The following is a 26,033-nucleotide window of genomic DNA, read 5'->3' as shown; positions in this document are numbered from 1 at the left end:
ATCAAAAAATGATACAAATACAACAACTTAAAAAGAGCTTTAGAACCGAAGAAGTGGAGACCCTGGCCCTAAACGGGGTAGACCTCAACGTTGCCGAAGGAGAATTCGTTGCCATTATGGGCCCTTCTGGATGCGGAAAGTCAACTTTGCTCAACATCATTGGTATGTTGGACAATCCCACAGAGGGGAGCTATGAATTTGCTGGTCATCAGGTGGGTGGGCTAAAGGAAAGCCAACGCACCCAATTGCGAAAAGGAAACCTAGGATTTGTTTTTCAGAGTTTTAACCTGATTGACGAGCTTACCGTCTATGAAAATGTGGAACTACCGCTCATCTATCTAAAGATGAACAAAAGTGAACGCAGGGAGAAGGTGAAAAAGGTTTTGGAACGAATGAAAATTGCGCACCGCGAAAAACACTTTCCACAGCAGCTTTCCGGTGGACAACAACAAAGAGTCGCTATTGCCCGTGCCGTTGTGACCAATCCAAAGTTGATCTTGGCGGATGAGCCCACGGGTAATTTGGACTCCAAAAATGGGATAGAGGTCATGAACCTGTTAACAGAATTGAATCAAGAAGGGACCACCATCGTTATGGTGACGCACTCCGATCGTGATTCGCATTATGCGCACAGGGTCATCAACCTCTTCGATGGGCAAATTGTAACCCAAAGTCAAAACAAACCAATGGGAGCTATGGTTTAAAAGTGCTCCCGAGTTTATTCATCAATCTATGCTGAACTTGATTCAGCATCAAAAATCAGCCTGTGTTAAACCACAGGTACAATCAAAAAACGAGAACCATGTTTAAGAACCATTTCCGAATTGCCTGGAGAAATTTAATCAAGAGAAAGGTATTTACCGCAATCAACATCCTTGGACTTGCGGTAGGATTTGGTAGTAGTATCCTGATCTACCTGTTCTTAAACTACCATCTTTCATTTGACAATTTTCATGCAAATTCGGATCGGATCTACAGGATGGTCACAGAGGAACACAGGGATGATATTGAATATGACCCCAGTGTTCCTCCCGCTTTTGCAAAGACTTTTTTGAACGAATACGATTATGCAGAAAAAGTGGCAAAAATTGTCAACTATGATGGGTTGGTGGTGGACATGGAAATCAATGGGGTGGAAAGCAAGTTTAAGGAAGACATTGTTTTTGCCGAGGAAGATTTCTTCAAAATCTTCAATTTCCCGCTTGTAGACGGAAGTAATAATATCTCCCTTGCAGCGCCCAATACTGCTGTGTTAACGGAAACTGCTGCAAACAGACTATTTGGGAAAACCGACATTGTTGGCGAAACTTTTGTGCTTGAAAATGATAGAACAATCCAAATCACAGGGATTTTAAAAGACCTTCCAAAAACAACCTTCCTTAAAAGTGAGCTGTTTGTTTCCTTCGACAATGTCAAGGATTTCTTTGAGTTTGCAGGCTCGGAAAGCTGGGGCGGGATCACTACCAATCTTCAGTGCTACTCCCTGCTTAGGCCCAATCAGGATATAAGTACTATTGAAACAGCGCTTTTGGAACTCCCAATAAAGCATAGGGCAAAAAGTAAAAACAAACATATTTATAGGTTGCAGCCTTTAGCGGAAGCCCATTTAGATCCAGCCTATGGAGGTTTAGATCCAACCCTTCTTTGGGTGTTTGGGATTATCGGGCTTTTCTTGATCATCATAGCCTCCATCAATTTCATCAACATATCAACGGCCCAAGCTTTCTACCGATCAAAGGAAATAGGTGTGCGAAAGGTCTTGGGAAGCTTTAAACAACATCTGTTTTGGCAGTTTCTTTCTGAGACTTTTGTAATTGGTTTGTTTGCACTCCTTATCGGTATAGGATTGGCCATTCTGTTTCTACCGTCGTTTAATGCATTGTTTCAGATTGAGTTATCGGCATATAATCTTTTGAACACACAATTTATTGTCTTTTTGACCTTGGTATTATTGATAGTTTCCTTCCTTTCCGGAAGTTATCCTGGCATTCTCATGTCGCGCATTGTTCCCGTCCTTGCCCTAAAAGGAAAACTAGATCACAATGATACTGGGGGAGCAACTACCCGAAAAATATTGGTAGTTGCCCAGTTTGCTATTTCCATCACCTTGATTGCGGCTACTTTGATCATCTCCAGACAAATTGACTATGCTGTAAATACTGATTTAGGGTTTGACAAAGATTTTGTTGTCATGGTGGACATTCCCAGCGAGTTGGATCCGGTTCAGCTGAATGGGTTAAAGGAACGTCTTGGTCAAATTACGGGAGTTAAAAATGTTTCGGCTTGTTTAAGCAGCCCTGGGGGGTCCAACAGCAATTGGGGAACCAGTATAAGATATCATAACAAAGCAGAGCCAGAGGAATTTAGTATTGAGATTAAGGCGGGTGACACCAATTACCTGAACACATTTGACATTCCTTTAATTGCTGGACGTAACTTCTTTGAAAGCGATTCCCTTGCAGAAGTTTTGGTCAATGAGAGATTGGGAGAGAAACTGGGCTTGAATTCGCCCGAGGAGATGTTGGGCAAAAAATTTGAAGCCAGTGGAGGAAGTGTAAAAGCTACCATTGTTGGTGTGGTCAAGGATTTTCATGACACCGATTTTACCCATGCGATCAATCCAGTTTTTATTGGTGCCAAAAACTCCTGGTTTTCTGAACTGGCCATCAAGATAAATAATACCAATACCGCGCTTACCTTGGAGCAAATAGGAGAAGAATGGTCCAACGCTTTTTCGGGATATATCTACGAGTATCGCTTTTTGGATGAGCGAGTGGCAGAACAATACGAAACGGAACAACGTTACCTATCATTATCCAAAGTCTTTTCGGCATTGGCCATTTTAATAGGTTGTTTGGGTCTATATGGTCTCATCCTATTCTATGTGGGGCAACGGACCAAGGAAATTGGGATTCGAAAAGTTTTAGGGAGCAATGTTGCCAATATACTGGCACTTTTTTCGATGGACTTCTTTAAGCTTATCCTAATTGCGGGCTTGTTTGCAACCCCAATAGCCTGGTATTTAATGGAACAGTGGCTACAAGGCTACACGTATAGAACAGAGATTCATTGGTGGGTTTTTGCCCTGGCTATTTTCTCCATCATGGTGATTACCCTGCTTACCATAAGTTACCAAACGTTGAAGGCGGCCATAGCCAACCCGATTAAAAGTTTAAGAACAGAATAAACAACTTGCCCAGAGCGAAGTCGAAGGGCCAAATAGAAAAACGAACAGTCATGTTTAAAAATCATATAAAAATCGCATGGAGAAGTTTAAAAAAGCAGCCCTTTTTTACTTTCCTGAATTTGTTTGGATTGGCCATTGGGATTGCAGGTGCGCTCCTGATTGGCCTTTACATTCAAGATGAGCTGAGTTATGATACCATGTTTGCTGATGCTGATCGCATTCATCGGATAAATGCCGACATCAAATTTGGAGGCGAGGACCGCAAGTTTGCTGTAGCCCCGGCGCCCTTGGCGGAGGCTTTGGACAATGATTTTGCTGAGGTGGAACTGACTACGAGGTTTCGTACCAGAGGAAGTGTCCTGATCAAACGCACGGGAACCGAGGTGAACGTAAAAGAGCAGCAATCAACTTTTGTGGATTCCACCTTTCTAAAAATGTTTGGGTTAAAACTACTGGCAGGAGACCCCAACACCGCTCTAAAATTGCCAAACACGCTATTGCTCACCAAAACTGCAGCAGAAAAGCACTTTAATATTAACGCAGCTGTGGGCCAGACCTTGGAACTGAACAACACCCAGACCTTTACCGTGGCTGGGGTAGTTGAAGACATGCCCAAAAATTCGTTTTTAAGAGATCACTCTGTTTTTATGGCAATGTCGGGGTATGAGGATTCCCGAGAGGTAAATTGGGGCAGCAATAATTACCAAACATTTTTTAAGCTGATTCCGTCTGCCAAAGCTTCTGATATGGAGAACCCACTCCGTGCATTTTTAGGAAAATATGTTATTCCGGGAGTTCAACAATTTATGCCCGGGATTACTGAAGAACAGTTTTTGGCCGCGGGAAATCATCTGTTCTATCATTCCATTCCGCTTACGGATATTCACTTGAATTCGGATCGGGTTGCGGAAATAAGCCCAAACAACAATATCCAGAGTATTTATATCCTATCCTTTATCGCCATTTTCCTCTTGGTGTTGGCCTGCGTGAATTTCATGAATCTTTCTACCGCCCAATCGCTGAAAAGAGCCAAGGAGGTAGGAGTGAGAAAAACATTGGGATCCAACAAAGTTGATTTGATCCGTCAATTCTTGGTGGAGTCGGGACTGGTATCTTTTGGAGCTTTGCTCTTGGCCATTTTGGTGGCTGTTATTGCTTTGCCATTTTTCAATGATTTGGCAGACAAGGCAATTGTGTTCCCGTACGCGAGTCCTGCTTTTTGGCTTAGTCTTGTGGCCGCGGGAATCCTGCTTGGTGTTTTCTCAGGAAGTTATCCGGCATTCTTTATGTCAAAGTTTATCCCTGTAAAAGTATTGAAAGGCTCCAACAGCAATAGCCTTGGCGGAAGTAAGGTGCGCAATGGACTGGTTATTTTCCAATTTGCCATATCTGTCTTCCTAATCATTGGAACCCTTGTGGTCTATCAACAGTTGGAGTACATTCAAAACAAAGATTTGGGCTTCTCCAAAGAACAGGTACTCGTTGTAAATGATGTATATACCGTAGGTGATCAGGCAGAGTCCTTTAAGGAGGAGGTCAAAAAATTGGGATTTGTAAAAAATGCGACCTTAACAAGCTTTTTCCCGACCCCTTCCTCTAGGAGCGATAGCACTTTTGCCCCGGAAGATGGAGTAACCGATCAAGAACGCGCCGTAAGTATGCAGACCTGGTATGTGGACCAAGACTATGTCAACACCATGGGATTTGATCTGATTGCCGGGCGTGACTTTGACAGACGGTTCAAAAATGATTCCACCAGCATCATCATTAATGAATCCGCTTTGGCCACTATAGGTCTTTCTCCAGAAGAAGTACTTGGAAAGCGTTTCACTAGCGATTGGGGAATGGAAAATCCAAAGTTCTATGCTGTAATAGGGGTGGTCAAGGATTTTCATTTCTCTCCATTCCGTGAGGATATAGAGGCTCTCAGCCTTTTTCTGAGGAACGATACGGGTTCTATGGCAATCAAGCTGGAAACTGCAGATTTTCAAGGAGCTTTGACCAGCGTACAGGACATCTGGAGGAGATTGGCCCCGGGCCAGCCATTTGACTACTACTTTATGGAAGATTCCTTTAACAAGACCTATAAGGCAGAACAACGTTTGGGCAGAATCTTTTTCATCTTTACCACTCTTTCCATCTTAATTGCCTGTCTTGGCTTGTTTGGCCTGGCGGCATTTAATGCAGAAAAACGCACCAAGGAGATTGGGGTTCGTAAAGTGTTGGGTGCCAGTGTAGGTCAAATCACCTACAAGCTTTCCGCCGATTTCTTGAAATTGGTAGCGGTAGCCATTGTGATTTCGTTACCCATAGGATGGTATGCCATGAACCAATGGTTGGAGGATTTCTCCTATCGGATAGAAGTTAAGTGGTGGGTTTTGGTACTTGCGGCAGTCTTGGCAGTGGTTATATCGCTGCTTACCGTGAGCTATCAAAGTATTAAAGCAGCTATTGTTAACCCCGTAAACAGTTTACGTACCGAATGAAATAGAAAAAATATCATCAACCAGCCCTGAGTGTAGTCGAAGGGTCTAAAATCGGACAATCATGTTTAGGAATTATTTAAAAACTGCCTGGAGGAACCTTTTAAAGAACAAGGTTTATTTCTTGATCAACACGGTGGGATTATCAATCGCCATCGCCGTTTCCGTGCTCATGCTGCTTTGGGTTTTTGACGAATACAGCATGAACAAATATCACGAAAAGGATGATCAACTTTATCTCGTGAAGCGAACCATTCCTTTGGAAGATGGCATCTTGGATGTGTACGCTGGCATTTCCTATCCGTTGCTAAACGAAGCCAAAGAAAAGTTTCCAGAGGTGGAGGACTATATTACTTTGGGTGCCACCTTTGAAGACAACCTGAGAATAGGGGATACCGATTTTAGGGCACCAGGCGCATTTACCAATGCTGCATTTTTTAAACATTTTACAGTTCCAATCCTTTTGGGAAATGTGGATGATTTGGATAACAAACCGGAATCCATAGCTATTTCCGAAAGTTTGGCCAAACGATTTTGGGGAGATGAATGGGCGACCCAAGCGTTGGGAAGTCCGGTGCATATTTATGACAATGGCGATTATGCGGTGGCCATGGTTTATGAGGATTTTCCAAGTCAATCTTCCATCCAAAACGATTTCTACTACGGATTCAACCGCCACCTTAGTCAGAACGATTGGCTATTGGAATGGGGCAACAATGGCATGCAGGGAGCATTTTTGTTGCGAGAAGATTCAAATATTGCACAGGTCGTTCCCAAAGTGGAGGCCTTGTTCAAGGAAAACATTTCTGGGGAGTTTAAGGAAGGGATCTTACTTCAAAAATTTTCAGATAACTACCTACACAACCAATTTGATGAACGAGCGCAAGTCTCTGGAGGTCGTATTGAATATGTTCGAATCTTCACTTGGGCTGCTATTTTTCTTTTGGTCATTTCCTGTATCAATTTTATAAACCTTTCCACGGCCTATGCCACCAAGAGAGCCAGCGAAATTGGGGTCAGAAAGGCCATTGGCGCCAAAAAGAACATGCTGATAGGGCAATTTTTCACGGAAACCTCATTGATAACCGCAACATCTTTTTTGGTGGGCATTGTGATTACCTTGCTGCTGTTACCCTTTGTAAATGTACTGACCAATAAGAATCTTGGCCTTGATATTTCCGAGCCTCAGCTTTGGCTCACTCTGCTAGGCGTTTTTCTCTTGACCACGTTTTTGTCCGCAGTGTACCCTTCATTCATTATTTCCTCTTTTAAACCGGTGGCCGCTTTAAAGGGATTGGGAAAAGAGCAAAAGAGCACCACCTCATTCCGAAAGGGATTGGTAGTGCTGCAGTTCTCTCTGGCCCTGTTGCTCATTATTTCGGCACTGGTCATCCAAAAGCAGGTGGATTTTGTCAATCAGAAGGATTTGGGAATTGCAAAGAACCATATCATATCCATTCATCAAGACGAGGTCCTGACCCAAAAATATGAAGCTTTAAGGAATGAACTCATGGCTTCAGAAGGCATAGCGGACGTAACCTTGGTAGGACCATCCCCGTTATCAACCCCAGCCTCTAGCAGTGGGGTAAGTTGGCCAGGAAAAACCCAGGAACAGGAAAATATTGAATTTGCTTTGCTATGGACGGCCCACAATTTTCCAGAAGCTTTTGAAATTCCCATAAAACATGGAGCCTATTATCGGGAAGGAACCCAGGACACGCTTAATTTGGTTGTCAACCACACTGCAGCCCAGCTAATGAATCTGGGTGACAGTCCCATTGGAAAGACGGTACAGTTATGGGGTAGTCAAAGGCACATTATTGGAGTTGTGGAAGATTTTCATAACCGCTCGCTGTTTGAACCCATTCAGCCTACCGTATTTCTTTTGGACCCCAATGATGCCGGAGAGATGATGATAAAATTGGATGGAAACCAAACCAAGGCGGCTTTAGCATCGGTGCATGCAGTTTTTGACAAAGTGCTCCCGGATAATCCGTTGCATTACGACTTTCTGGATGAGGAATATGCCGCCAATTACAACGCGGAAATATTAACGGGAACCCTGGCGCGATATTTTGCGTTGATTTCTGTCCTGCTATCCTGTTTAGGACTATTTGGGTTAGCAGCATTCACTGCCAAGGAACGTACCAAGGAAATTGGGATTCGAAAAGTGCTTGGGGCAAGTGTGCATAATATAACCTTGTTGGTCTCGAAAGACTTTTTCAAACTAATTGCCATCGCCATTCTAATTGCCTCACCACTGGCATATTATTTTATGACCAACTGGTTAAATGGTTTTGCCTATAGCATAAACATTCCAATGTTTGCCTTTATCCTTGCTGGCGGACTAACCTTGTTCGTGGCCTTGCTCACCATAAGTTTTCAGGCGATTAAATCAGCTACCGCAAACCCTGTAAATAGTATACAAACCGAATAAATCAATCAATCAAAACCAGTCAGTCATGATAAAGAACTATCTCAAAATTGCTTGGAGGAACCTTTTAAAGAACAAGGCCTATACCATCATCAATATTGGAGGATTGGCCTTGGGGATGGCAGTTACATTGATCATCGGCCTTTGGATGGAAGATGAACTTACGTACAACAGTTACTTTTCAAACAGGGAGGAAATTGCACAGATCTACCAATCGGAAAACTTCAACGGCACCATTGGCACGGGGCCAGCCATTCCCCGTCCTTTGGAAAAGGCTTTGCGCGAAGAGTACGGAGCAAATTTCAAGCATATTGTAATGTCTTCCTGGAGCACTTCCCAGTATTTGGAATACATGGAAACTAGCATATCCAGGGATGGGAATTTCATGCAAAGCGAGGCTCCGGAAATGCTGGACCTAAACATCCTAAAGGGCGAAAAAGATGGGTTGAGGGATGTAAACTCCATCATGCTGAACCAATCCACAGCGCATGTTTTGTTTGGAAATGAGGACCCCATAGGTAAAATCATCACCGTAAATAGCGAGTCCCCAATGACCGTGACCGCTGTGTATGAAGATATTCCAGTAAACAATTCGTTCAAACACCTAAGCTATATTGTTCCCTGGGACAAGTATGTGGCCTCCATGGAATGGGTGAAGAATTCTGAGGATAATTGGGGGAACAATTCTTTTCAAATGTTTGTGCAGATAGCAGAAAATACGACGATGTCGTCCATTAGTGCCGCCATCAGGGATGTAAAGAAAGAAAGCGGCGAAGACATTGCCGAGTTTGACCCCCAGCTTTTTCTCTTTCCCATGCAAGAATGGTATTTACGCGGTAATTTTGAAAACGGCAAGCAGGTTGGTGGAAGAATAAAATATGTTTGGCTTTTTGGCATTATCGGTGTTTTTGTTTTGCTCTTGGCTTGTATCAACTTCATGAATCTGAGCACGGCCCGATCCGAGAAACGAGCCAAGGAAGTAGGTGTTCGCAAATCCATTGGCTCCCAAAGAGGGCAGCTTATTTCCCAGTTTTTAAGTGAATCCTTTTTGGTGGTTATGTTGGCCTTTCTCATGGCTGTTTTTATTGTCTTGATTTCCTTGGATGGATTCAATGATCTATCCCGCAAGAGCATAGAATTTCCATGGGGCAGTATCAATTTCTGGGGCTTCTCACTAATTTTTGTGCTTTTGACCGCTCTTTTGGCTGGAAGTTATCCTGCCCTGTACCTGTCTTCATTTAAGCCGGTACGCGTATTGAAGGGAACATTTAAGGCTGGAAAGTATGCCAGTATGCCCAGAAAAATTCTTGTGGTATTGCAGTTTACGGTTTCCGTGGCCTTTATCATTGGAACCGTAATAGTTATGCAGCAAATCAACTTTGCCAAGAACAGACCAGTGGGGTATGACAAGGAAGGATTGATTCAAATCCCAACTTTTAGTGAAGATTTTACGGGCAAATACGATTTAATGCGGAGTGAGTTTTTGGCGTCGGGTGCAGCAATTGAAATGTCATCCTCCAGCTCTCCCACTACAAGAGTATGGTCCAACCGAAACGGTTTTGATTGGGAAGGCAAACCTGAAGGATTTCAAGAAGATTTGGCGTGGACGGACGTCTCGCCTGAGTACGCCAAGTCGCTTAATCTAAAGATTATCAAGGGCAGGGATTTTTCCCGTGAATTTGCTTCTGACTCCGCTGCTATTCTCATCAATGAAACGGCCATGAAATATATGGGACTCACCAATCCTATTGGAGTGCTTTTAAAGGACAGTGCACCTACAGACCCAGCTCCTCCAGTAAAGATCATAGGGGTGGTGGAAGATATGGTTGCCCAATCTCCATACAAGCCGGTCAAACAAGCAGTATATGCCTTTAATAAAGAGGATTACACCAATTTTTATAACCTTCGACTCAATCCCAAACAAAGCACAAGTCAAAACCTGGCAATTATTGAGCGGGCATTCAATCAGCATTTTCCGGGGTTGCCTTTCCAATATCAGTTTATAGACGAGGAATATGGCAAAAAGTTTGCCGCGGAGGAGCGCGTGGGACGGCTTTCGGGAATTTTTACGGCTCTAGCCATTTTGATCAGCTGTTTGGGACTGTTTGGGCTTACCTCCTTTGTGGCCGAACAGCGTACCAAGGAGATCGGGGTGCGCAAAGTGCTTGGTGCCACAGTTTTCAACGTGTGGAATATGCTCTCCAAAGACTTTTTAAAGCTGGTGATCATCTCCTGTTTTATTGCGGTTCCCATTGCGTATTACGTGATGAATGGTTGGCTGCAGGAGTATCCGTACAGGGTGATCCTTAAGTGGTGGATTTTTGCTTTGGCCATGATTGGGGCTATGCTGGTCACGGTGGTCACGGTCAGTTTTCAAGCTATTAGAGCGGCAAAATCCAATCCTATAAAGAGTCTTAGAACAGAGTAAGTGCATCGTTATGATCAAGAACTATCTAAAAATCGCGTGGAGAAGTCTCCTTAAAAACAAAGTCTTCACCTTATTGAACATCCTAGGTCTGTCCGTTGCATTCGGAGTGGCAATTTTATTGTCCATGGCCGGTTTTTTTGACCTCTCTTTTGATAAATTCCATGAGAACGGTGACGCTATTTATAAAGTGTACTCCATATGGCAAAACCCAAAAGGGCAACAGGTTAGTGAAAGCCATGGGGTACCGCTAATGCCAACCTTAAAAAAGGAAGTTCCGGGCATTGAAAAAGCGACCCGCCACTTAGAGGAAGAGGTTATCATCTCCTATGGAGAGAAAGAAATGAATATGGAGGTTAGTTGGGTGGATGCCGATTTCTTTTCAATGTTCACCTTTCCCGTTGTCAAGGGGAAAATGGAAAATCCATTGGAAAAACGTTCGGATATTGTTCTTACCGAAGATATGGCCCATGTGTTGTTCGGCCAGGAAAATGCTGTGGGGAAAACGGTCCAAGTACTTGTTGATGGTAAGGACAAACCCTTCAACATTAGTGCTGTGGTTGCCAATATCCCAGAAAACAGCAGCATTGATTTTGAAGTGGCAATGCGATTTGAAGAAGAAGCTTCCTACCAAGAAAATATGGATGCATGGGATTCCAGATATCATAGTGTTTATCTACAACTATCCAAAAACATGACTCCCGGGCAATTTGACCCTGCCACGCGTTCACTCATAGACATCAATTTTGCACAGCGGATAGCCAATGCCAAACGCGACGGTGCATTACCGGATGCAGATGGCAGGTTTTATCGCTTTGAACTTTTACCATTGAAAGATGAAAATTTCGTAAGATTCAAAAATGGTGCCTTGGAAGTGGTTCGAAGTGGCCCCTTATTGGTTTTAGGGATAGCCCTTTTGATTCTTTTTATTGCCTGTGTCAATTTTATAAACATGAGTGTCGCCCAAAGTGGGCAACGCCTGAAGGAGATAGGTATGCGAAAAACGCTGGGAGCCAAACGAAAACATCTTTTCTTTCAATTCTGGAATGAGAGTCTTCTTGTCTTTTTGGTTTCCCTAGGTATTGGAGCATTCCTGAGCGTCCTGTTTCTAGAACAGTTCAAAACCATTTTTGATTCCGAAGTGTCATTTGATGTCATCATGACCCCGACCATTATCTTGATTTTTACTGGGGCAGTTATATTGATCACACTACTTGTTGGAGGTTATCCGGCCATGCTGTTGAGCAAGTTGGGAACCCTACAGTCCCTAAAGGGCAAAATTGAAATTTCAGGCGAAAATCGGGTTCGGGACACCCTTATGGTAGTTCAGTTTAGCATTGCCATCCTCCTGATTACGGGGACATTGGTGCTAAGGAGCCAGCTTGATTTCATGCGAAATAAAGATTTGGGTTTCAACAAGGAACAGGTAGTTTCTTTTCCCATGGATGGAAAGAAAAATAGTTATGATGCCCTAGATCTCCTTCGCCATGAACTAGCGGGCAATCCAGACATATTGGAAATATCAGGGGCGGATAACAATCTGGGTTATGGAAAAGACGGCAGTGTTTCTAAAAGTGTGTTTGGCTTTGAATACAAGAACAGGGTCATAAATACCCACTACCTGACCGTAGACTATGACTATGTGGAAACTTTGGATTTAGAGCTTGTTACCGGGCGGAATTTTAGTAGGGACTATTCAAGTGACCGCTCAGGGGTGGTCATCAATGAGGCCATGGCCAAAGAGTTTGGCGAAAAAGACCCGTTGACGGCCTACATAAGTTTTAATGATTCCATACGATTTCCAGTGATTGGGGTGGTCAAAGACTACCATTTTGAAGAATTGGACAAAAACATTCAGCCCATATCCATGATGATGAGCAGGGACTATCCTTTGTTCTATGCTTACGTCAAGGTCGCTCCAAAAAACATAGCCAAATCCTTTGACGCCATAAAGAACGCCTGGGCCAAAATAGAACCGAATGCTGAATTTTTAGGTTCTTTCTTGGACGAAAATGTCAATCGCACCTTTAGAAAGGAGGAGAAAATAAACACGATGATTACCTCGGGCTCTTTCATTGCTATAGTCCTAAGTTGTATTGGGCTTTTTGCCATTTCATTGTTGATCGTAACGCAACGTACCAAAGAAATTGGTATGAGAAAAGTTATTGGGGCAAGCGTTGCCAACATAACATTTTTATTGACCAAGGACTTTTTAAAACTGGTGTTTATTGCATTTTTAATTGCCTCGCCCATAGCTTGGTGGTTTATGGACGAATGGCTACAAAACTATCCGTTCAAAATAAATTTAAGCATCTGGTTTTTTCTGGCGTCGGGAGTACTGGCCACGCTTATTGCGCTATTGACAATTAGTGCAAAGACCATTAAAGCTGCTTCGCAAAACCCGGTTAAAAGTTTACGAACCGAATAAAAACCTAATGATGGGAATAAGATCTTACATACGACATCTTCTGAAGAATAAACTATATGGGATGGTAACCGTACTTGGTTTTGCCATTTCCATGACCTTTGTTTTGCTTCTGAGCATCTATATTCAAGAGGAGTTGGCCGTGGATCAATTTCATGTCAATAAAGACCGCATTTATAGAATGGAGAATGAAGCGGTTGATTTTTCACCTCCCATTGCCCAAGACCTGAAAAACAGTGTTCCCGAAATTGAAAGTTTTACCAGGGTTCTTGACAGCGATGCCAGAATTTCCACTACGGATAGCCAAAAAATGAAGTTTGATTATTTAGGAGTTGATGCCTCTTTTTTTGAGATGTTCTCCTTTCCCTTAATAAAAGGAAGACCCAAAGAGGTACTGCAGACCCCCAATAGTATTGTCTTGTCCAAGTCTTTGGCGTTGCGACTTTTTGGAACCCTTGATGTTGTTGATAAGCAGGTTTCCATTAACACAGAGCACAAGTTTATGGTTACTGGAATCATGGACGACTTTCCAAAGAACACACACTTTAAACCCCAAGATGCCATTGTTAACTTCAAGGCATTCAAAACGCTATGGGGATTTGAGAACATTTTGGAAGAATACGGATTTGCTTCCGTGAGCATGTATTTTTTGGCAAAACCCAACACTAACCTTCCAGCCAAAGCGCCAGAAATCTTGGAAAGGTTCAAAAAGGAGTATTGGCTTTATAAGGATGGTTGGGCACACTCCCTGGTTTTTACCCCACTCCAAGAGCTTTACTTTAGCTCTAAAGAAGGCAACGGGACCCAAAGCAACAGCAAAACCTTGGTAGTTGTTTTGTCCATTATTGTTTTGCTCATCCTGATATTGGCCATCGGCAACTACATCAACCTTACCATAGCCCAGGCAACGTTTAGGGGGAAGGAAGTGGCCATTAAAAAACTGTTGGGAAGCTCCAAAGGAAGTTTGCTGCTTCAATTTGTTAGGGAATCTATGCTCCTCACTGGCGTTGCTCTAATACTTTCTTTGTTTTTATTGAAATTGGTGGAACCGGTTTTCAATTCCCTTTTAAACACCCAAATTGACCTGGATGCCAAAATTGGTTTTTGGAATCTGCTCAAAATCGTATCTGTTTTTGGACTTATTGGGGCATTTTCTGGTATTATCCCGGCACTCAAAATATCAAGTTTTAGACCCATTGAAGTTGTACGGGGCCAACTAAGGAAAAAAGCCAAAACAGTTTATGGCAAAGTGTTCATCACTTTTCAATATACCGTTACCATTGGTCTGCTGATCTGTAGTTGGATCATCGTCAAGCAAACCAATTTCTTGCGCAGCAAGGAGTTGGGATTCTCCAAAGACAACATCGTACAAATTGAATATTTAGGGACGATGAACGAAAAGACGACCATTAAAAATGCCCTGCTCAACATTCCTGGGGTTGAAGATGTTTCGCTGACCTGGCAAAGCCCTCTGGATGGAGGCAGCAATCAGACTTTTGATTACAATGGAAAGCCCATGAGTTTTCAAGAATTCGCTATTGATTCTTCTTTTTTCAATGTTTTCAATATTAAAATGACCCCTACCCAGGTCGCAAAAGCGGAAAATGGAGTGTATCTCAATGAGGCCGCAATCAGTGCATTGGAAATTACGGATGATCCAGTGTCCTTCAAGATGGAGCAATTGACTGTCCCCATTATTGGAGTTACCAACAACTTTAATTTCAATCATCTGCGCGAGAATATAGGGCCATTAATGCTTAGGCATTTGGGGGAGTCCTTTTACCCCCAAAACATCTTTGTCCGGATTAATGGGAAGGGAATGTTTAAAACCTTGGAGGAGATAAAGTCCACATACGATGGTCTGTTGAACAAAACTCCATTTGAAGTCAAGTTTGTGGATGAAACCATCAACAATTGGTACCTCAAAGAAGAACGAACAGGCAAGATCATTGGATATTTTACCCTATTATCATTTATTATTTCCGTAATGGGGATAGTGGCAATGTCTGTTTTTTATATGCAGCAACGAAGAAAAGAAGTGGGAATCAGGAAAGTGAACGGCGCATCAATTACGCAAATTCTGTCCATGTTGAACAAGGATTATATCAAATGGGTGGGCGTGGCATTTGTTTTAGCCGTACCCATATCGTGGTATGCACTGCAAAATTGGCTGCAGGGATTTGCATACAAAACAACACTCAGCTGGTGGGTTTTTGCCCTGAGTGGATTGGCAGCGCTATGCATAGCCTTATTGACTGTTAGCTGGCAAAGTATAAAAACGGCGGCGGTCAACCCTGTTGAGGCACTTAGGGATGAATAAGAATTACTAAAGATAAAATCATGTTATTACAACTAAACAACATATTCAAATGGGTCAACTCTGGAGGCCAACGTATCTTTCTGTTGAAGGACATTAACCTTGAAGTACGGGAAGGGGAATTTATTTCTGTGATGGGTCCTTCTGGCTCAGGGAAGTCCACTTTGCTCAACGTTATCGGAATGTTGGACGGGTTTCAAGAAGGGGAGTACCATTTTTTGGACGAGTCGGTGCATAGCCTTAAGGAGAAGCACAGGGCCAACCTATACAAGGAATATATTGGGTTCGTTTTCCAACAGTACCATTTGTTGGATGACCTTACTGTTCAGGAAAATCTGGAAATGCCTTTACTGTACAAAAAATTAAAAGGGGCCGAACGTAAGGCCAAGGTTGCGGATATGTTGGACCGATTTAATATTGTTGGTAAAAAGGATTTGTTTCCTGCCCAACTGAGTGGAGGTCAACAACAATTGGTGGGGATAGCCAGGGCTTTGATTTCCAATCCTAAATTGATTCTAGCAGATGAGCCTACGGGAAACCTAAATTCCAAACAAGGGGAAGAAATCATGGATTTGTTCAAACAGTTGAATGAGGAAGGGGTTACCATCATTCAGGTGACACATTCCGAGAAAAATGCGGCCTATGGCTCCAGGATCATCAATTTGTTAGATGGAAGAATGATTTGAAAGTAGAAGCTGGCAGAATACACTTATCTATCTGGTAAAGCACGGAAAACAACAACAATCTTGTTTTAAACTCTTCGAGCAAATTCGAGAAATTCGTGTCAAGCTGTGACTTATAAATTAACCTTGGTAAAAACATGAGACCTATACCAGTTCCGCTAGCTCTTTTCCTACCAGAGTTCCCAATGCAACTCCCATACCACCTAAACGGACACCACAACTTATGTTGTTCGAGAGCTGTTTGACTATGGGCGATTTCTGTTTTCCAACACCCATGATTCCACTCCATCTTTGGGCGATTTCAACTTGTTGATGGGGCAGTATAACGGTGTTCAATAATTTTTCAAGATGGTCTTGAACCAGTTTGGTTTGACCAAAACTGGAAGTTTCCTCAGTTTTTAAATCCAAGTTTCTGCCACCCCCGAACAAAATTCGGTCATCTATGTTCCTGAAGTAATAATATCCCTGATCAAAATGGAAGGTGCCCTTGATTTTTAGGTTTTTGATTGGGGCCGTGATCAATACCTGTGCCCGGGCAGGAACCACGTTTTCGGTTGGAAGCAGTTTTGAGGCAAACCCATTGGTGGCCACAAGCACTTTTTTGCTTTTAAACTCAAAATGACTTGTTCCCACCATTGCGGAAGTCCCTGAATCAGATAACTCTTTAACGGTGATTCCGTTGAGAATATGAATGCTCTTTTTTAGGCATTTTTGAAGTAGGGTCTTCATCATTTGACCCGTGTCCAGCTGTCCTTCAAACTGCTGCGTAATGTAATTGGATTGAATCTGTCCAAAACCAAAAAGATTGTCATTTTTCACAAAGGGATCTTGTCCAAAAATGGGATTAAGCAGCTTGTTCAAGTTCTCCATTTCTTTCAGGCATTGTTCAAACAAGGCGGAATCCCTGTCCAGAAAGAGTTCATGCCCTCCTTGTTGTTGAAAACCTATATTGTCATCCCCTAAAAGCTTTCGCATTAATTGGATGCCCTGGTAGCGTCTTTGAACCAGGGTAAACACTTCCTCCTCTGTATGTGATTTTAGGTCTGACAGGATTTCGGAGATGCTTCCGAAACAGGCAAATCCGGCGTTCTTGGTGCTGGCTCCTTGAGGAAGGCTCCCTTTTTCCAACACCAAAATTTTACTTTGCGGATATTTTTCCCTCAAATGCAAGGCACAGTTAAGGCCCACTATACCACTTCCCACAATGGTAAAGTCTACTTTAGAAAACCATGTTTTATGTTCCCAATAACTAAGTTGCACGCCCATTACTGTTTGACACGAATTTCACAAATTTTCTCGAATCAATTTTATATGCTTCCCAGAGTTAATCTAAAAAACACTATCCCTTGATATTAATAAAAAACCCCGATGTACATCGGGGTTGGGTTTAATCTTGATATTTTGGATCCATTTCAAAGTCTTCCATGAACTTGGTGGTATAATTACCCGCCAAGTAATCTGGATGTTCCATAAGCTGTCTATGGAATGGAATGGTGGTTTTCACACCTTCGATTACAAACTCGTCCAAAGCTCTTCGCATTTTGTTGATGGCCTCCTCCCTAGTCTGGGCCGTGGTAATCAACTTGGCGATCATGGAATCGTAGTTCGGCGGAATCATATATCCGCTATATACATGGGTGTCCAAACGTATTCCGTGGCCTCCTGGGGTATGCAAGGTGGTTATTTTACCTGGGGATGGCCTAAAGTCGTTATAAGGGTCTTCCGCATTGATCCTGCACTCAATGGAATGTAATTTTGGCAAGTAGTTCTTACCTGAAATTGGTACACCTCCAGCTACTAAAATCTGCTCTCGAATCAAATCGTAATCCACCACTTGTTCCGTAATGGGATGCTCCACTTGAATACGGGTGTTCATCTCCATGAAATAGAAATTTCGGTGTTTGTCCACCAAAAATTCCACAGTTCCTGCGCCTTCATACTTGATAAATTCAGCGGCCTTGACAGCAGCTGCTCCCATAGCTTCCCTGAGGGAATCTGTCATAAATGGCGATGGGGTTTCCTCCGTTAACTTCTGGTGCCTGCGCTGTACGGAACAGTCACGCTCCGATAAGTGGCAGGCTTTTCCAAATTGATCACCCACAACCTGAATTTCAATATGTCGAGGCTCTTCAATAAGCTTTTCCATGTACATGCCGCCATTGCCAAAAGCAGCAGTGGCTTCTTGAACAGCACTTTCAAAGTTGCTCTCCATCTCATCTTCGGACCAAATGGCGCGCATTCCTTTACCACCTCCACCGGCAGTGGCCTTGATCATAACAGGATAACCCATTTTCTTGGCCGTCTTTTTAGCATCATCCACATCTTTCAACAAACCGTCAGACCCTGGGACGCAAGGTACACCTGCCTTTTTCATGGTCTCTTTGGCGGTTGCCTTATCACCCATTTTGTCAATTTGTTCACCTGACGCCCCTATGAACTTAATCTCGTGCTCAGCACAAATCTTGGAGAATTTGGAGTTTTCAGAAAGGAAGCCATATCCAGGGTGAATGGCATCGGCATTGGTGATTTCCGCAGCCGCTATAATATTGGGAATTTTCAGATATGATTCATGACTTGGCGCGGGTCCTATACAAACAGCTTCGTCCGCAAATCTCACGTGAAGACTTTCCTCATCCGCCTTGGAATAAACCGCTACGGTCTTGATTCCCATTTCTTTGCAAGTTCGAATAATTCGAAGGGCGATTTCTCCCCTATTTGCAATCAATACCTTTTTAAACATAATACCTTGAATTTTCAACGCTCAAATTCCAAATTCCAAAACGTTTATTGGTATTTGGAGCTTGGGTATTGTGATTTAAATTAAGATGGGTCAACCAAAAACAAAGGCTGATCAAATTCAACTGGTGAGGAATCTTCCACCAATACCTTCACAATTTTACCGGAGACTTCGGATTCAATGTCGTTGAAGAGTTTCATGGCTTCAATAACACAAAGAACATCTCCTTGGCTAATGGAGCTACCTACCTCAACAAATGCTGGTTTATCCGGAGCAGGTTTTCTATAAAAGGTTCCTATGATAGGAGATTTGATGGTGATGTATTTTGAATCATCCACTGCAGGTTCCGGAGAACTGGCTGCAGGAGCGGATGCTTCAGGCGCTGCAGGAGCAGGAGCAACAGGTACTGCTGGAGCCTGTGCCATTGGAATTTGTTGAACAATGGTGGTCTCTGGAGTAGCGGTTGTGCTACCTGTTCGGATGGTAATTTTAACGTCTTCCATCTCCAGCTTTACCTCGCTGGCACCAGATTTGGCTACGAACTTGATTAAACTTTGAATTTCCTTAATGTCCATGGAATATGATTTAGTTAGTTGTGCAATTTATGAATTGTACGCCCATTTTAGATAAATGGCCCCCCAGGTAAAACCACCCCCGAAAGCAGCGAAAATCAAATTGTCGCCTTTCTTAAGTTGCTTTTCATAATCGTGCAACAACAAGGGTAGCGTTGCCGAAGTGGTATTTCCGTATTTATGTATGTTGATCATTACTTTGTCGTGCTCCAAGCCCATTCGTTTGGCCGTGGCATCTATAATTCTTTTGTTGGCTTGATGCGGCACCAACCAGTTTACATCTTCATGGGTAAGTCCGTTGCGTTCCATAACCAAGGCAGAAACGTCGGCCATGTTGGACACAGCAAACTTAAAAACCGATTTCCCATCTTGATTGACAAAGTGCTGTTTGTTCCGCACCGTTTCTTCGGAAGCTGGAAGTATGGACCCACCTGCCTCAATTTTCAAAAACTGACGCCCTACACCATCAGTACGCAAATGTTCATCCTGTAGCCCCAAACCTTCGTCATTGGCCTCAAAAAGTACGGCCCCTGCACCATCACCAAAAATGATACATGTGGTGCGGTCCGTATAATCTATAATGGAGGACATTTTATCTGCCCCGATCAATAGTACTTTCTTGTATTTGCCAGACTCTATATAACTAGAGGCGGTTGACATACCATATAAAAAACTGGAGCATGCAGCTTGCAGGTCATAGGAGAATGCATTGGTAGCCCCAATTTCGGATGCTACATAAGCGGCTGTTGCTGCAACGGGGAGGTCAGGGGTGGCTGTAGCCACTAACACAAAATCAATTTCCAATGGATCCAGCCCGCGTTTTGCAATTAAATCTTCAGCGGCCTTAATGGCCATGAAGGATGTGCCTTGGTTCTCCTCTTTTAAGATTCTACGTTCTTTGATTCCTGTTCTGGTAGTAATCCATTCATCATTGGTGTCCACCATGGTTTCCAACACCTTGTTGGACAATACAAACTCCGGAACATACGCCCCCACAGCTGTAATAGCTGCCGTAGTTTTCTTCATATTAGTGTCTTTTTTTGTCAAAAACGTCCAAATTTGACCCAAAAGCTGTGAAAAATAGTCATTTTATATGACTTTTTAGGCAAAAAAGGGTTTTTTTGGATTTAAGTGCGGTCCATAAAAAAACTCCCGCTGTACATCAACGGGAGTCGTAGTTTCTTTGTAAGAAATCTGCCATTAGGCAGCAGTTTCCTCTTCGGTTTTGTCAATCAACACTTGACCACGGTAATACAATTTACCTTCATGCCAGTGCGCTCTGTGGTACAGGTGCATTTCTCCTGTTACAGAATCTTTTGCAATGGTAGGGGCAGTGGCCTTATAGTGGGTTCTTCTCTTGTCCCTTCTGGTTTTTGATATTTTTCTTTTAGGATGTGCCATTATGTAACCTATTTATCCGTTAATAACTTCTTTAAGTCGTCCCATCTGGGATCTGTTTTATCTGATTCTTCCTTGATTTCTTTTGGCTGGAGCTCTTCCAGCTTGTCCAAGATTTCTGATTTCAATGACCCATCTGCAACTCCGGGATGAACGCGTTTGGGAGGTACCGCCAAAACCAACATTTCATATACATATTGGGCTATGTTGATACGGTACTCACCGTGGGGAATAATCAATATTTCATCGTTCTCATTATTGTACTCCTCCCCAAATTTGATGACCAGTTTTAAATGCGATGCAATGGGCAAATCAAAAGGTTCGCCTGTTAAATCACAATCCACATTAACTGTTCCTTCCGCTTCCAGTTCCAACTCCATCATATTGTTCATCTTGTCCAATATGGCGGTAAGTGCTATTGCGGCATCATTAAATTCTTGGTATTCAAAAGATTCAAAGAACGTATTGTCAATTTTGTACTCAAACGTGTGCTTACCCAACTTCAATCCTGAAAAAGGAATAAAAAACTCCTTTAGCTCCATCATATATACACTTAAGGTTTGTGTACCAGCCCTATAAAGGCGGGGGCAAAGATACTACTTATTTATAAATCTACAATTCCAAAACCATATTTGTGGCCTTGTTCTGTAAATTTTAACTTGCCTTTTTTGTCTTTTGTTTTTGCAGGGGGTTTTTATTGAGCGTTAAATACTCCTCCCTATTCCTCAAAACCTGTATGGCGGTAAACACGGCTTCTTTGAAAGAACTCTGATCTGCTTCTCCCTTCCCAGCAATTTCATAGGCGGTTCCATGATCTGGGGAAGTACGCACCTTGGACAGTCCTGCGGTGTAGTTCACCCCTTTGCCAAAGGAAAGTGTTTTAAATGGAATAAGCCCTTGATCATGGTAAGCGGCCAACACGGCATCGAAATTTTGGTGGGTGTTGGAGCCAAAAAAGCTGTCCGCCGAATAGGGTCCGTAAACCAAGATTCCTTTGTTGAACAGTTCCTGCACCGCAGGTTTAAGAATTTTATCGTCTTCCTCCCCTATGGTCCCATTGTCGCCACTATGCGGATTGATTCCAAGCAACGCAATCTTAGGTTTTCTGATTCCGAAATCCATTTTAAGGGAATTGACCATGGTAGAAACCTTGTCCCTGATCAACTTTGGGGTTATGGCCTCGGCAACATCCTTAACGGCGATATGGTCCGTTAACAATCCAACGCGTAACGAATCTGCCACCATGAACATCAGGCTCTCCCCATTTAACTCTTGGGCCAGAAAATCGGTATGGCCGGGAAACTTAAAATCTTCAGCTTGGATGTTATTTTTGTTGATGGGCGCTGTGACCAGCACATCAATTTTATCGGTCTTTAGGGCTTGCACGGCGGCCCGAAGGGACTTGATTGCATATTTGCCCCCTTCTTCAGTTGCCTTTCCAAACTCAATTTTGGGAACTTCCTTCCACACATTTACGATATTGATTTTCCCCTCAATTACTTGGGAAGCATCCCTAACCCCGTTGAAACCGACATTCAATCCCAATTCGTTTTTTTGTTGGGAAATGGTCTTGTTGGAGGCAAAGATTACAGGGGTGCAAAAATCCATCATACGGGGATCCAAAAATGTCATTAAGGCTACCTCACAGCCAATCCCGTTTAAATCCCCTATGGAGATTCCAAGTTTTATTTTTCCCTTTTCCTTCATATAATTTATGCCGTTATGGCTACATTTACGCTACAAAACTACTCAATTAAAAAGATTCATGTTTACAGGTATTATTGAGACCTTGGGAAGGGTAGAAAAGTTGGAAAGCGAGGGCAATAATTTGAATATTACAATATCCTCCAAAATAACACCAGAACTAAAAATTGACCAAAGTGTGGCCCATAATGGAGTGTGTCTTACCGTGGTCAAAAAAGAAGGGAATGCCTATACGGTAACCGCCATTGAGGAAACCCTGAACAAGACCAATTTGGGGGAACTAAAGGTTGGGGATCAGGTGAATCTTGAAAGGGCCATGGTATTAGGTGCCCGATTGGACGGACATATTGTGCAAGGCCATGTGGACCAAACGGCCACGTGCTTGGCATCCGAAGAAAAAGACGGAAGCTGGATATTTACCTTTCAATACGATTCCGGTTTGAATAATGTTACCATTGAAAAAGGATCCATTACGGTTGATGGAGTGAGTTTAACCGTTGTCGATTCAAAAAAGGACAGCTTTAGCGTGGCCATTATTCCCTACACCCACGAGCATACCAGATTTAATGCCTATAAAAAAGGAACCAAAGTTAACCTGGAGTTTGATGTGATTGGAAAGTATGTGGCTCGTCTGTTAGAGGTAAGACGCTAGACTCAAGACAAGAGACAGAACACTAAGTCCACCATCTATTAGTGGAGCCATTAAAGATTTCGATTCTTAAATCTAGACCTTAATAAAGATTTTCCTTTTATACATTACATAGGCCAATAGGCAGTAGAAGGAAACCACGGCAAGACCGTACAGCATGGACGAGAATTTCATGGACATGAAATCATGCACAAAGACGGTGTTGAACAACCACCCATGAATAGAGTTTTCGCCATCCACCTTGATCAAATAAAACAACTTGGTGATAAAGCTGGATAAAAAGTAAACGACAATTGCGTTTGCGCCCGCATATCTGAAAATACTACCAAACTGGATTTTCTTTACATCGGTCAGGAAATAAATCAGAGCCAAAAACAAATTGGCCCAACCTGCGGTTACTAGTACAAAACTACTGGTCCAAAGGGCTTTGTTGATAGGAAAGGAAAGATCCCAAAGGTGTCCCAAAACTACCAATGCGGCACCTAAAATCAACATGAGTTTGGTTTTGCCCTCCCTTTTTGAAGTCAAGATCAAACCCGTAAAAATTCCCAACAACGAACTTACAATGGCAGGAATGGTACTCAATAATCCCTCAGGGTCATAGTCCGGTTTGTAATTATGGGTGCCAAAAATTTGCACATCCAAATAGTTGGCAAAATTGTTGGGAGCCCTTTCCAAGCTAGAAGCAACACCTTCAACTGGAACAAGGGTCATCAGGGCCCAGTATCCCAACAGCAGGGCAACCGAAAGCCCAATAAGTTTTTTCCAATCAAGATTTAAAAACAGGATGGCAGCAAAAAAGAAAACAACCCCAATACGTTGGAGCACGCCTGGAAAACGGATAGCTGCAAATTCCTTGATAAAAGGAAAACTTATGGTAAAAGCGCCAAGGAACAATCCCAATCCAATAAGCTTAAGACTTCTAATGGTAATCTTTTTATACGTAGCGGCTTCCGCCTTTTTGTTTTTATAGGCGAACACAATTGAGGTTCCCACAATAAACAGGAAAAATGGGAATACCAGGTCCGTTGGGGTATATCCATGCCATTTAGCATGCAAAAGAGGGGCATATACATTGGACCAAGTTCCAGGAGTGTTCACCAGAATCATCAAGACAATGGTCAAACCTCTAAAAATATCTACTGCCAGAATCCTGTTCTTCATACCGTCTTATAATATGTTATCTTTCATTTTATTCCAGACTCGAATAAGCAAGAGTCCAGAAACCAATGCGATGACGGACATGATCATTGCGGAAGTGGTTTTGCCATAGATCCAATGTCCTGTAGAGAACATTAGGGAGTAAATCAAAACTACCCCAAGCAGCATGGCGCCTATTCCTGAAGGCACGGTCCACTTTTCTCCCTTGTCAATCTCAATTCCTGAATCTTTTGCTTCCTCAACCACCTTACTCCAACCAGGGCCTCCTGGCTGTATTTTTTTGTAGAAGGATTGCAGGACTTCTTTGGATTCCGGTTGTGTTACAAAGGTGGCCGTTAACCAGATGATACTGGTAACGATCATTACAAATGGAATTTCTCCCCAATCAGGAAAAACACCACCATCTGTGGCAAACAACATGGGACCCAATGGGGTCACTTTCAAAAGGATGGACAAGATTCCTGATGCGAACATGGCCGAAATCTCCGTCCAGGCATTAATTCGCCACCAGAACCATCTAAGGATAAAAATGAGCCCCGTTCCTGCCCCAAAAAGCAAAAGCATATCAAAAATCTGCATGGCGTTTTGCATGGCCAAGGCCAAAAAAGCGCTTAACACCATCAATATTACGGTGGACAAACGGCCTACGTTTACCATTTGTTTTTCAGTAGCGTCTGGATTGATTTGTTTCTTGTAAAAATCAAAAACGATATAGGATGATCCCCAATTCAATTGGGTAGAAATGGTACTCATATAAGCGGCTACCAAGGAGGCCAAAACCAGACCTAAAAGCCCGCTGGGCAACTTGGTCAGCATAGCTGAATACGCCAAATCATGACCCAGTTTATCTTCACTCACGTTTGGAAAGGCCTCAGCAATACTGGCGATGTCTGGATATACTACCAGGGAGGCCAGGGCTACCAAAATCCACGGCCAAGGTCTTAGCGCATAATGCATGATATTGAAAAAGAAGGTAGCACCAATGGCATGATTTTCATTTTTAGCCGCCAACATACGTTGCGCAATATATCCACCCCCGCCGGGTTCCCCGCCAGGATACCAGGAACTCCACCATTGCACTGCCAGTGGAATAACCAACAAGGTAATTACCATTTTGGTATCGCTAAGTTCAGGCAGGATATCCATTTTGGACTTTACCAAGTCATTGGACATCATGGCACTGACTCCTCCCACTTCTGGAAGGTTCACAAGATAAAAGGCCGCACCGATAGCACCAACCATGGCGACAAAAAACAGGAGGAAATCGCTATAAACAACCCCCTTAAATCCACCAAGCGCACTAAAAACAACGGTAATCAATCCTGCACCAACCACCGTTACCCAAGGCTCCAAATCCAACATAACCCCACCAATCTTTATAGCTGCCAGGGTTACCGCCGACATGGTGATCACATTGAATATCAATCCGAGATAAATGGCTCTAAATTTTCGCAAAAAGCTAGCAGGCTTTCCTCCATATCGCAGCTCATAAAACTCAAGATCCGTTTTGACATTTGATTTACGCCATAGTTTGGCATAAACAAAAACCGTCAACATACCTGTGAGCAAAAAGCACCACCAACCCCAGTTGCCGGAAACCCCTGTGTCCCGGACAAAGTCGGTCACCAAATTGGGTGTGTCTGTTGAAAAAGTGGTAGCCACCATTGACATTCCCAGAAGCCACCAAGGCATGCTCCGACCCGATAAAAAGTATTCTGATGAGTTTTTCCCAGATTTTTTGGAAACGTACACACCTATGAAAAGTACAATTGCGAAAAATCCGAAGATTATGAAATAATCTAATGTTTGTATGTCCATTTGGTTAAAGTTGGTTAACCACTAAAGGTATGATTTTTTG

18 protein-coding genes are annotated in these 26,033 nt (G+C 42.9%); 9 read left to right on the top strand and 9 right to left on the bottom strand.

What is annotated here, in order from left to right; genetic code table 11:
• Nucleotides 1-8: 8 nt before the first annotated feature.
• From ACO6S0_RS16880 to ACO6S0_RS16845, 8 genes are all read left to right on the top strand, one after another.
• A complete protein-coding gene (locus ACO6S0_RS16880; protein ID WP_422349477.1) occupies nucleotides 9-704 on the top strand; it encodes an ABC transporter ATP-binding protein in 696 nt (231 codons plus the stop codon).
• A gap of 98 nt (nucleotides 705-802) precedes the next feature.
• Nucleotides 803-3,187: an ABC transporter permease gene (locus ACO6S0_RS16875; protein WP_422349476.1), complete on the top strand. Its 2,385-nt coding sequence runs from the start codon at nucleotides 803-805 to the stop codon at nucleotides 3,185-3,187.
• A gap of 50 nt (nucleotides 3,188-3,237) precedes the next feature.
• Entirely contained in the window at nucleotides 3,238-5,673 is a 2,436-nt protein-coding gene (locus ACO6S0_RS16870; RefSeq protein WP_422349475.1) for an ABC transporter permease, read from the top strand.
• Between the two features lie 61 nt (nucleotides 5,674-5,734).
• Nucleotides 5,735-8,107, top strand: a complete 2,373-nt coding sequence (locus ACO6S0_RS16865; RefSeq protein ID WP_422349474.1) for an FtsX-like permease family protein — start codon at nucleotides 5,735-5,737, stop codon at nucleotides 8,105-8,107.
• 25 nt (nucleotides 8,108-8,132) lie between these two features.
• Nucleotides 8,133-10,532 carry an ABC transporter permease gene (locus tag ACO6S0_RS16860; protein ID WP_422349473.1) on the top strand — a complete coding sequence of 800 codons (2,400 nt, stop codon included), beginning with the start codon at nucleotides 8,133-8,135 and terminating at the stop codon, nucleotides 10,530-10,532.
• Between the two features lie 10 nt (nucleotides 10,533-10,542).
• Nucleotides 10,543-12,957: an FtsX-like permease family protein gene (locus tag ACO6S0_RS16855; protein WP_422349472.1), complete on the top strand. Its 2,415-nt coding sequence runs from the start codon at nucleotides 10,543-10,545 to the stop codon at nucleotides 12,955-12,957.
• Between the two features lie 61 nt (nucleotides 12,958-13,018).
• The gene (locus ACO6S0_RS16850) at nucleotides 13,019-15,274 is read left to right on the top strand and encodes an ABC transporter permease (RefSeq protein ID WP_422349471.1); all 2,256 of its coding nucleotides are present in this window, start codon (nucleotides 13,019-13,021) and stop codon (nucleotides 15,272-15,274) included.
• Nucleotides 15,275-15,294: 20 nt separating this feature from the next.
• Nucleotides 15,295-15,957: an ABC transporter ATP-binding protein gene (locus ACO6S0_RS16845; protein ID WP_422349470.1), complete on the top strand. Its 663-nt coding sequence runs from the start codon at nucleotides 15,295-15,297 to the stop codon at nucleotides 15,955-15,957.
• 141 nt (nucleotides 15,958-16,098) lie between these two features.
• Here ACO6S0_RS16845 and ACO6S0_RS16840 read toward each other — a convergent pair whose 3' ends face one another.
• The 7 genes from ACO6S0_RS16840 to pdxA form a co-directional block, all read right to left on the bottom strand.
• On the bottom strand, nucleotides 16,099-17,214 hold the full coding sequence (locus ACO6S0_RS16840; protein WP_422351843.1) for an NAD(P)/FAD-dependent oxidoreductase: 1,116 nt from the start codon (nucleotides 17,212-17,214) through the stop codon (nucleotides 16,099-16,101).
• 127 nt (nucleotides 17,215-17,341) lie between these two features.
• The gene (accC, locus tag ACO6S0_RS16835; protein ID WP_420401289.1) at nucleotides 17,342-18,694 is read right to left on the bottom strand and encodes an acetyl-CoA carboxylase biotin carboxylase subunit; all 1,353 of its coding nucleotides are present in this window, start codon (nucleotides 18,692-18,694) and stop codon (nucleotides 17,342-17,344) included.
• Nucleotides 18,695-18,774: 80 nt separating this feature from the next.
• Complete coding sequence (gene accB / locus ACO6S0_RS16830) at nucleotides 18,775-19,266, bottom strand: acetyl-CoA carboxylase biotin carboxyl carrier protein (RefSeq protein ID WP_422349469.1); 492 nt, start codon at nucleotides 19,264-19,266, stop codon at nucleotides 18,775-18,777.
• A 27-nt stretch (nucleotides 19,267-19,293) separates the two neighbouring features.
• Nucleotides 19,294-20,289: a beta-ketoacyl-ACP synthase III gene (locus tag ACO6S0_RS16825; RefSeq protein WP_422349468.1), complete on the bottom strand. Its 996-nt coding sequence runs from the start codon at nucleotides 20,287-20,289 to the stop codon at nucleotides 19,294-19,296.
• 174 nt (nucleotides 20,290-20,463) lie between these two features.
• A complete protein-coding gene (gene rpmF, locus ACO6S0_RS16820) occupies nucleotides 20,464-20,664 on the bottom strand; it encodes a 50S ribosomal protein L32 (RefSeq protein ID WP_138837132.1) in 201 nt (66 codons plus the stop codon).
• 8 nt (nucleotides 20,665-20,672) lie between these two features.
• Nucleotides 20,673-21,206 (bottom strand): YceD family protein, encoded by a 534-nt coding sequence (locus ACO6S0_RS16815; protein ID WP_422349467.1) that lies wholly within the window; start codon nucleotides 21,204-21,206, stop codon nucleotides 20,673-20,675.
• A 109-nt stretch (nucleotides 21,207-21,315) separates the two neighbouring features.
• On the bottom strand, nucleotides 21,316-22,368 hold the full coding sequence (gene pdxA, locus ACO6S0_RS16810; RefSeq protein ID WP_422349466.1) for a 4-hydroxythreonine-4-phosphate dehydrogenase PdxA: 1,053 nt from the start codon (nucleotides 22,366-22,368) through the stop codon (nucleotides 21,316-21,318).
• A 58-nt stretch (nucleotides 22,369-22,426) separates the two neighbouring features.
• Here pdxA and ACO6S0_RS16805 point away from each other — a divergent pair, with 58 nt between their 5' ends.
• A complete protein-coding gene (locus ACO6S0_RS16805; RefSeq protein ID WP_422349465.1) occupies nucleotides 22,427-23,017 on the top strand; it encodes a riboflavin synthase in 591 nt (196 codons plus the stop codon).
• Between the two features lie 72 nt (nucleotides 23,018-23,089).
• Here the strand turns inward: ACO6S0_RS16805 and ACO6S0_RS16800 are convergent, their stop codons facing one another.
• Together ACO6S0_RS16800 and ACO6S0_RS16795 are read right to left on the bottom strand one after the other, a co-directional pair.
• Nucleotides 23,090-24,178 (bottom strand): acyltransferase family protein, encoded by a 1,089-nt coding sequence (locus ACO6S0_RS16800; RefSeq protein WP_422349464.1) that lies wholly within the window; start codon nucleotides 24,176-24,178, stop codon nucleotides 23,090-23,092.
• A 6-nt stretch (nucleotides 24,179-24,184) separates the two neighbouring features.
• A complete protein-coding gene (locus ACO6S0_RS16795; protein WP_422349463.1) occupies nucleotides 24,185-25,993 on the bottom strand; it encodes a sodium:solute symporter family protein in 1,809 nt (602 codons plus the stop codon).
• Between the last annotated feature and the right edge of the window lie 40 nt (nucleotides 25,994-26,033).

It is taken from the genome of Flagellimonas sp. (assembly GCF_965233845.1).
GTDB lineage: Bacteria > Bacteroidota > Bacteroidia > Flavobacteriales > Flavobacteriaceae > Flagellimonas.
Note: the sequence above shows the minus strand (reverse complement) of the source record. Positions and strands in the feature narration are given on the sequence as shown.

Bases quoted from the DNA above. Each gene is read 5' to 3' on its own strand.
- rpmF (WP_138837132.1), bottom strand. From the start codon at position 20,664: ATGGCACATCCTAAAAGAAAAATATCAAAAACCAGAAGGGACAAGAGA.
- ACO6S0_RS16825 (WP_422349468.1), bottom strand. From the start codon at position 20,289: ATGAAGAAAACTACGGCAGCTATTACAGCTGTGGGGGCGTATGTTCCG.
- ACO6S0_RS16795 (WP_422349463.1), bottom strand. From the start codon at position 25,993: ATGGACATACAAACATTAGATTATTTCATAATCTTCGGATTTTTCGCA.
- accB (WP_422349469.1), bottom strand. From the start codon at position 19,266: ATGGACATTAAGGAAATTCAAAGTTTAATCAAGTTCGTAGCCAAATCT.
- ACO6S0_RS16880 (WP_422349477.1), top strand. From the start codon at position 9: ATGATACAAATACAACAACTTAAAAAGAGCTTTAGAACCGAAGAAGTG.
- ACO6S0_RS16855 (WP_422349472.1), top strand. From the start codon at position 10,543: ATGATCAAGAACTATCTAAAAATCGCGTGGAGAAGTCTCCTTAAAAAC.
- accC (WP_420401289.1), bottom strand. From the start codon at position 18,694: ATGTTTAAAAAGGTATTGATTGCAAATAGGGGAGAAATCGCCCTTCGA.
- ACO6S0_RS16865 (WP_422349474.1), top strand. From the start codon at position 5,735: ATGTTTAGGAATTATTTAAAAACTGCCTGGAGGAACCTTTTAAAGAAC.
- ACO6S0_RS16815 (WP_422349467.1), bottom strand. From the start codon at position 21,206: ATGATGGAGCTAAAGGAGTTTTTTATTCCTTTTTCAGGATTGAAGTTG.
- ACO6S0_RS16850 (WP_422349471.1), top strand. From the start codon at position 13,019: ATGGTAACCGTACTTGGTTTTGCCATTTCCATGACCTTTGTTTTGCTT.
- ACO6S0_RS16845 (WP_422349470.1), top strand. From the start codon at position 15,295: ATGTTATTACAACTAAACAACATATTCAAATGGGTCAACTCTGGAGGC.
- ACO6S0_RS16860 (WP_422349473.1), top strand. From the start codon at position 8,133: ATGATAAAGAACTATCTCAAAATTGCTTGGAGGAACCTTTTAAAGAAC.
- pdxA (WP_422349466.1), bottom strand. From the start codon at position 22,368: ATGAAGGAAAAGGGAAAAATAAAACTTGGAATCTCCATAGGGGATTTA.
- ACO6S0_RS16875 (WP_422349476.1), top strand. From the start codon at position 803: ATGTTTAAGAACCATTTCCGAATTGCCTGGAGAAATTTAATCAAGAGA.
- ACO6S0_RS16870 (WP_422349475.1), top strand. From the start codon at position 3,238: ATGTTTAAAAATCATATAAAAATCGCATGGAGAAGTTTAAAAAAGCAG.
- ACO6S0_RS16805 (WP_422349465.1), top strand. From the start codon at position 22,427: ATGTTTACAGGTATTATTGAGACCTTGGGAAGGGTAGAAAAGTTGGAA.
- ACO6S0_RS16800 (WP_422349464.1), bottom strand. From the start codon at position 24,178: ATGAAGAACAGGATTCTGGCAGTAGATATTTTTAGAGGTTTGACCATT.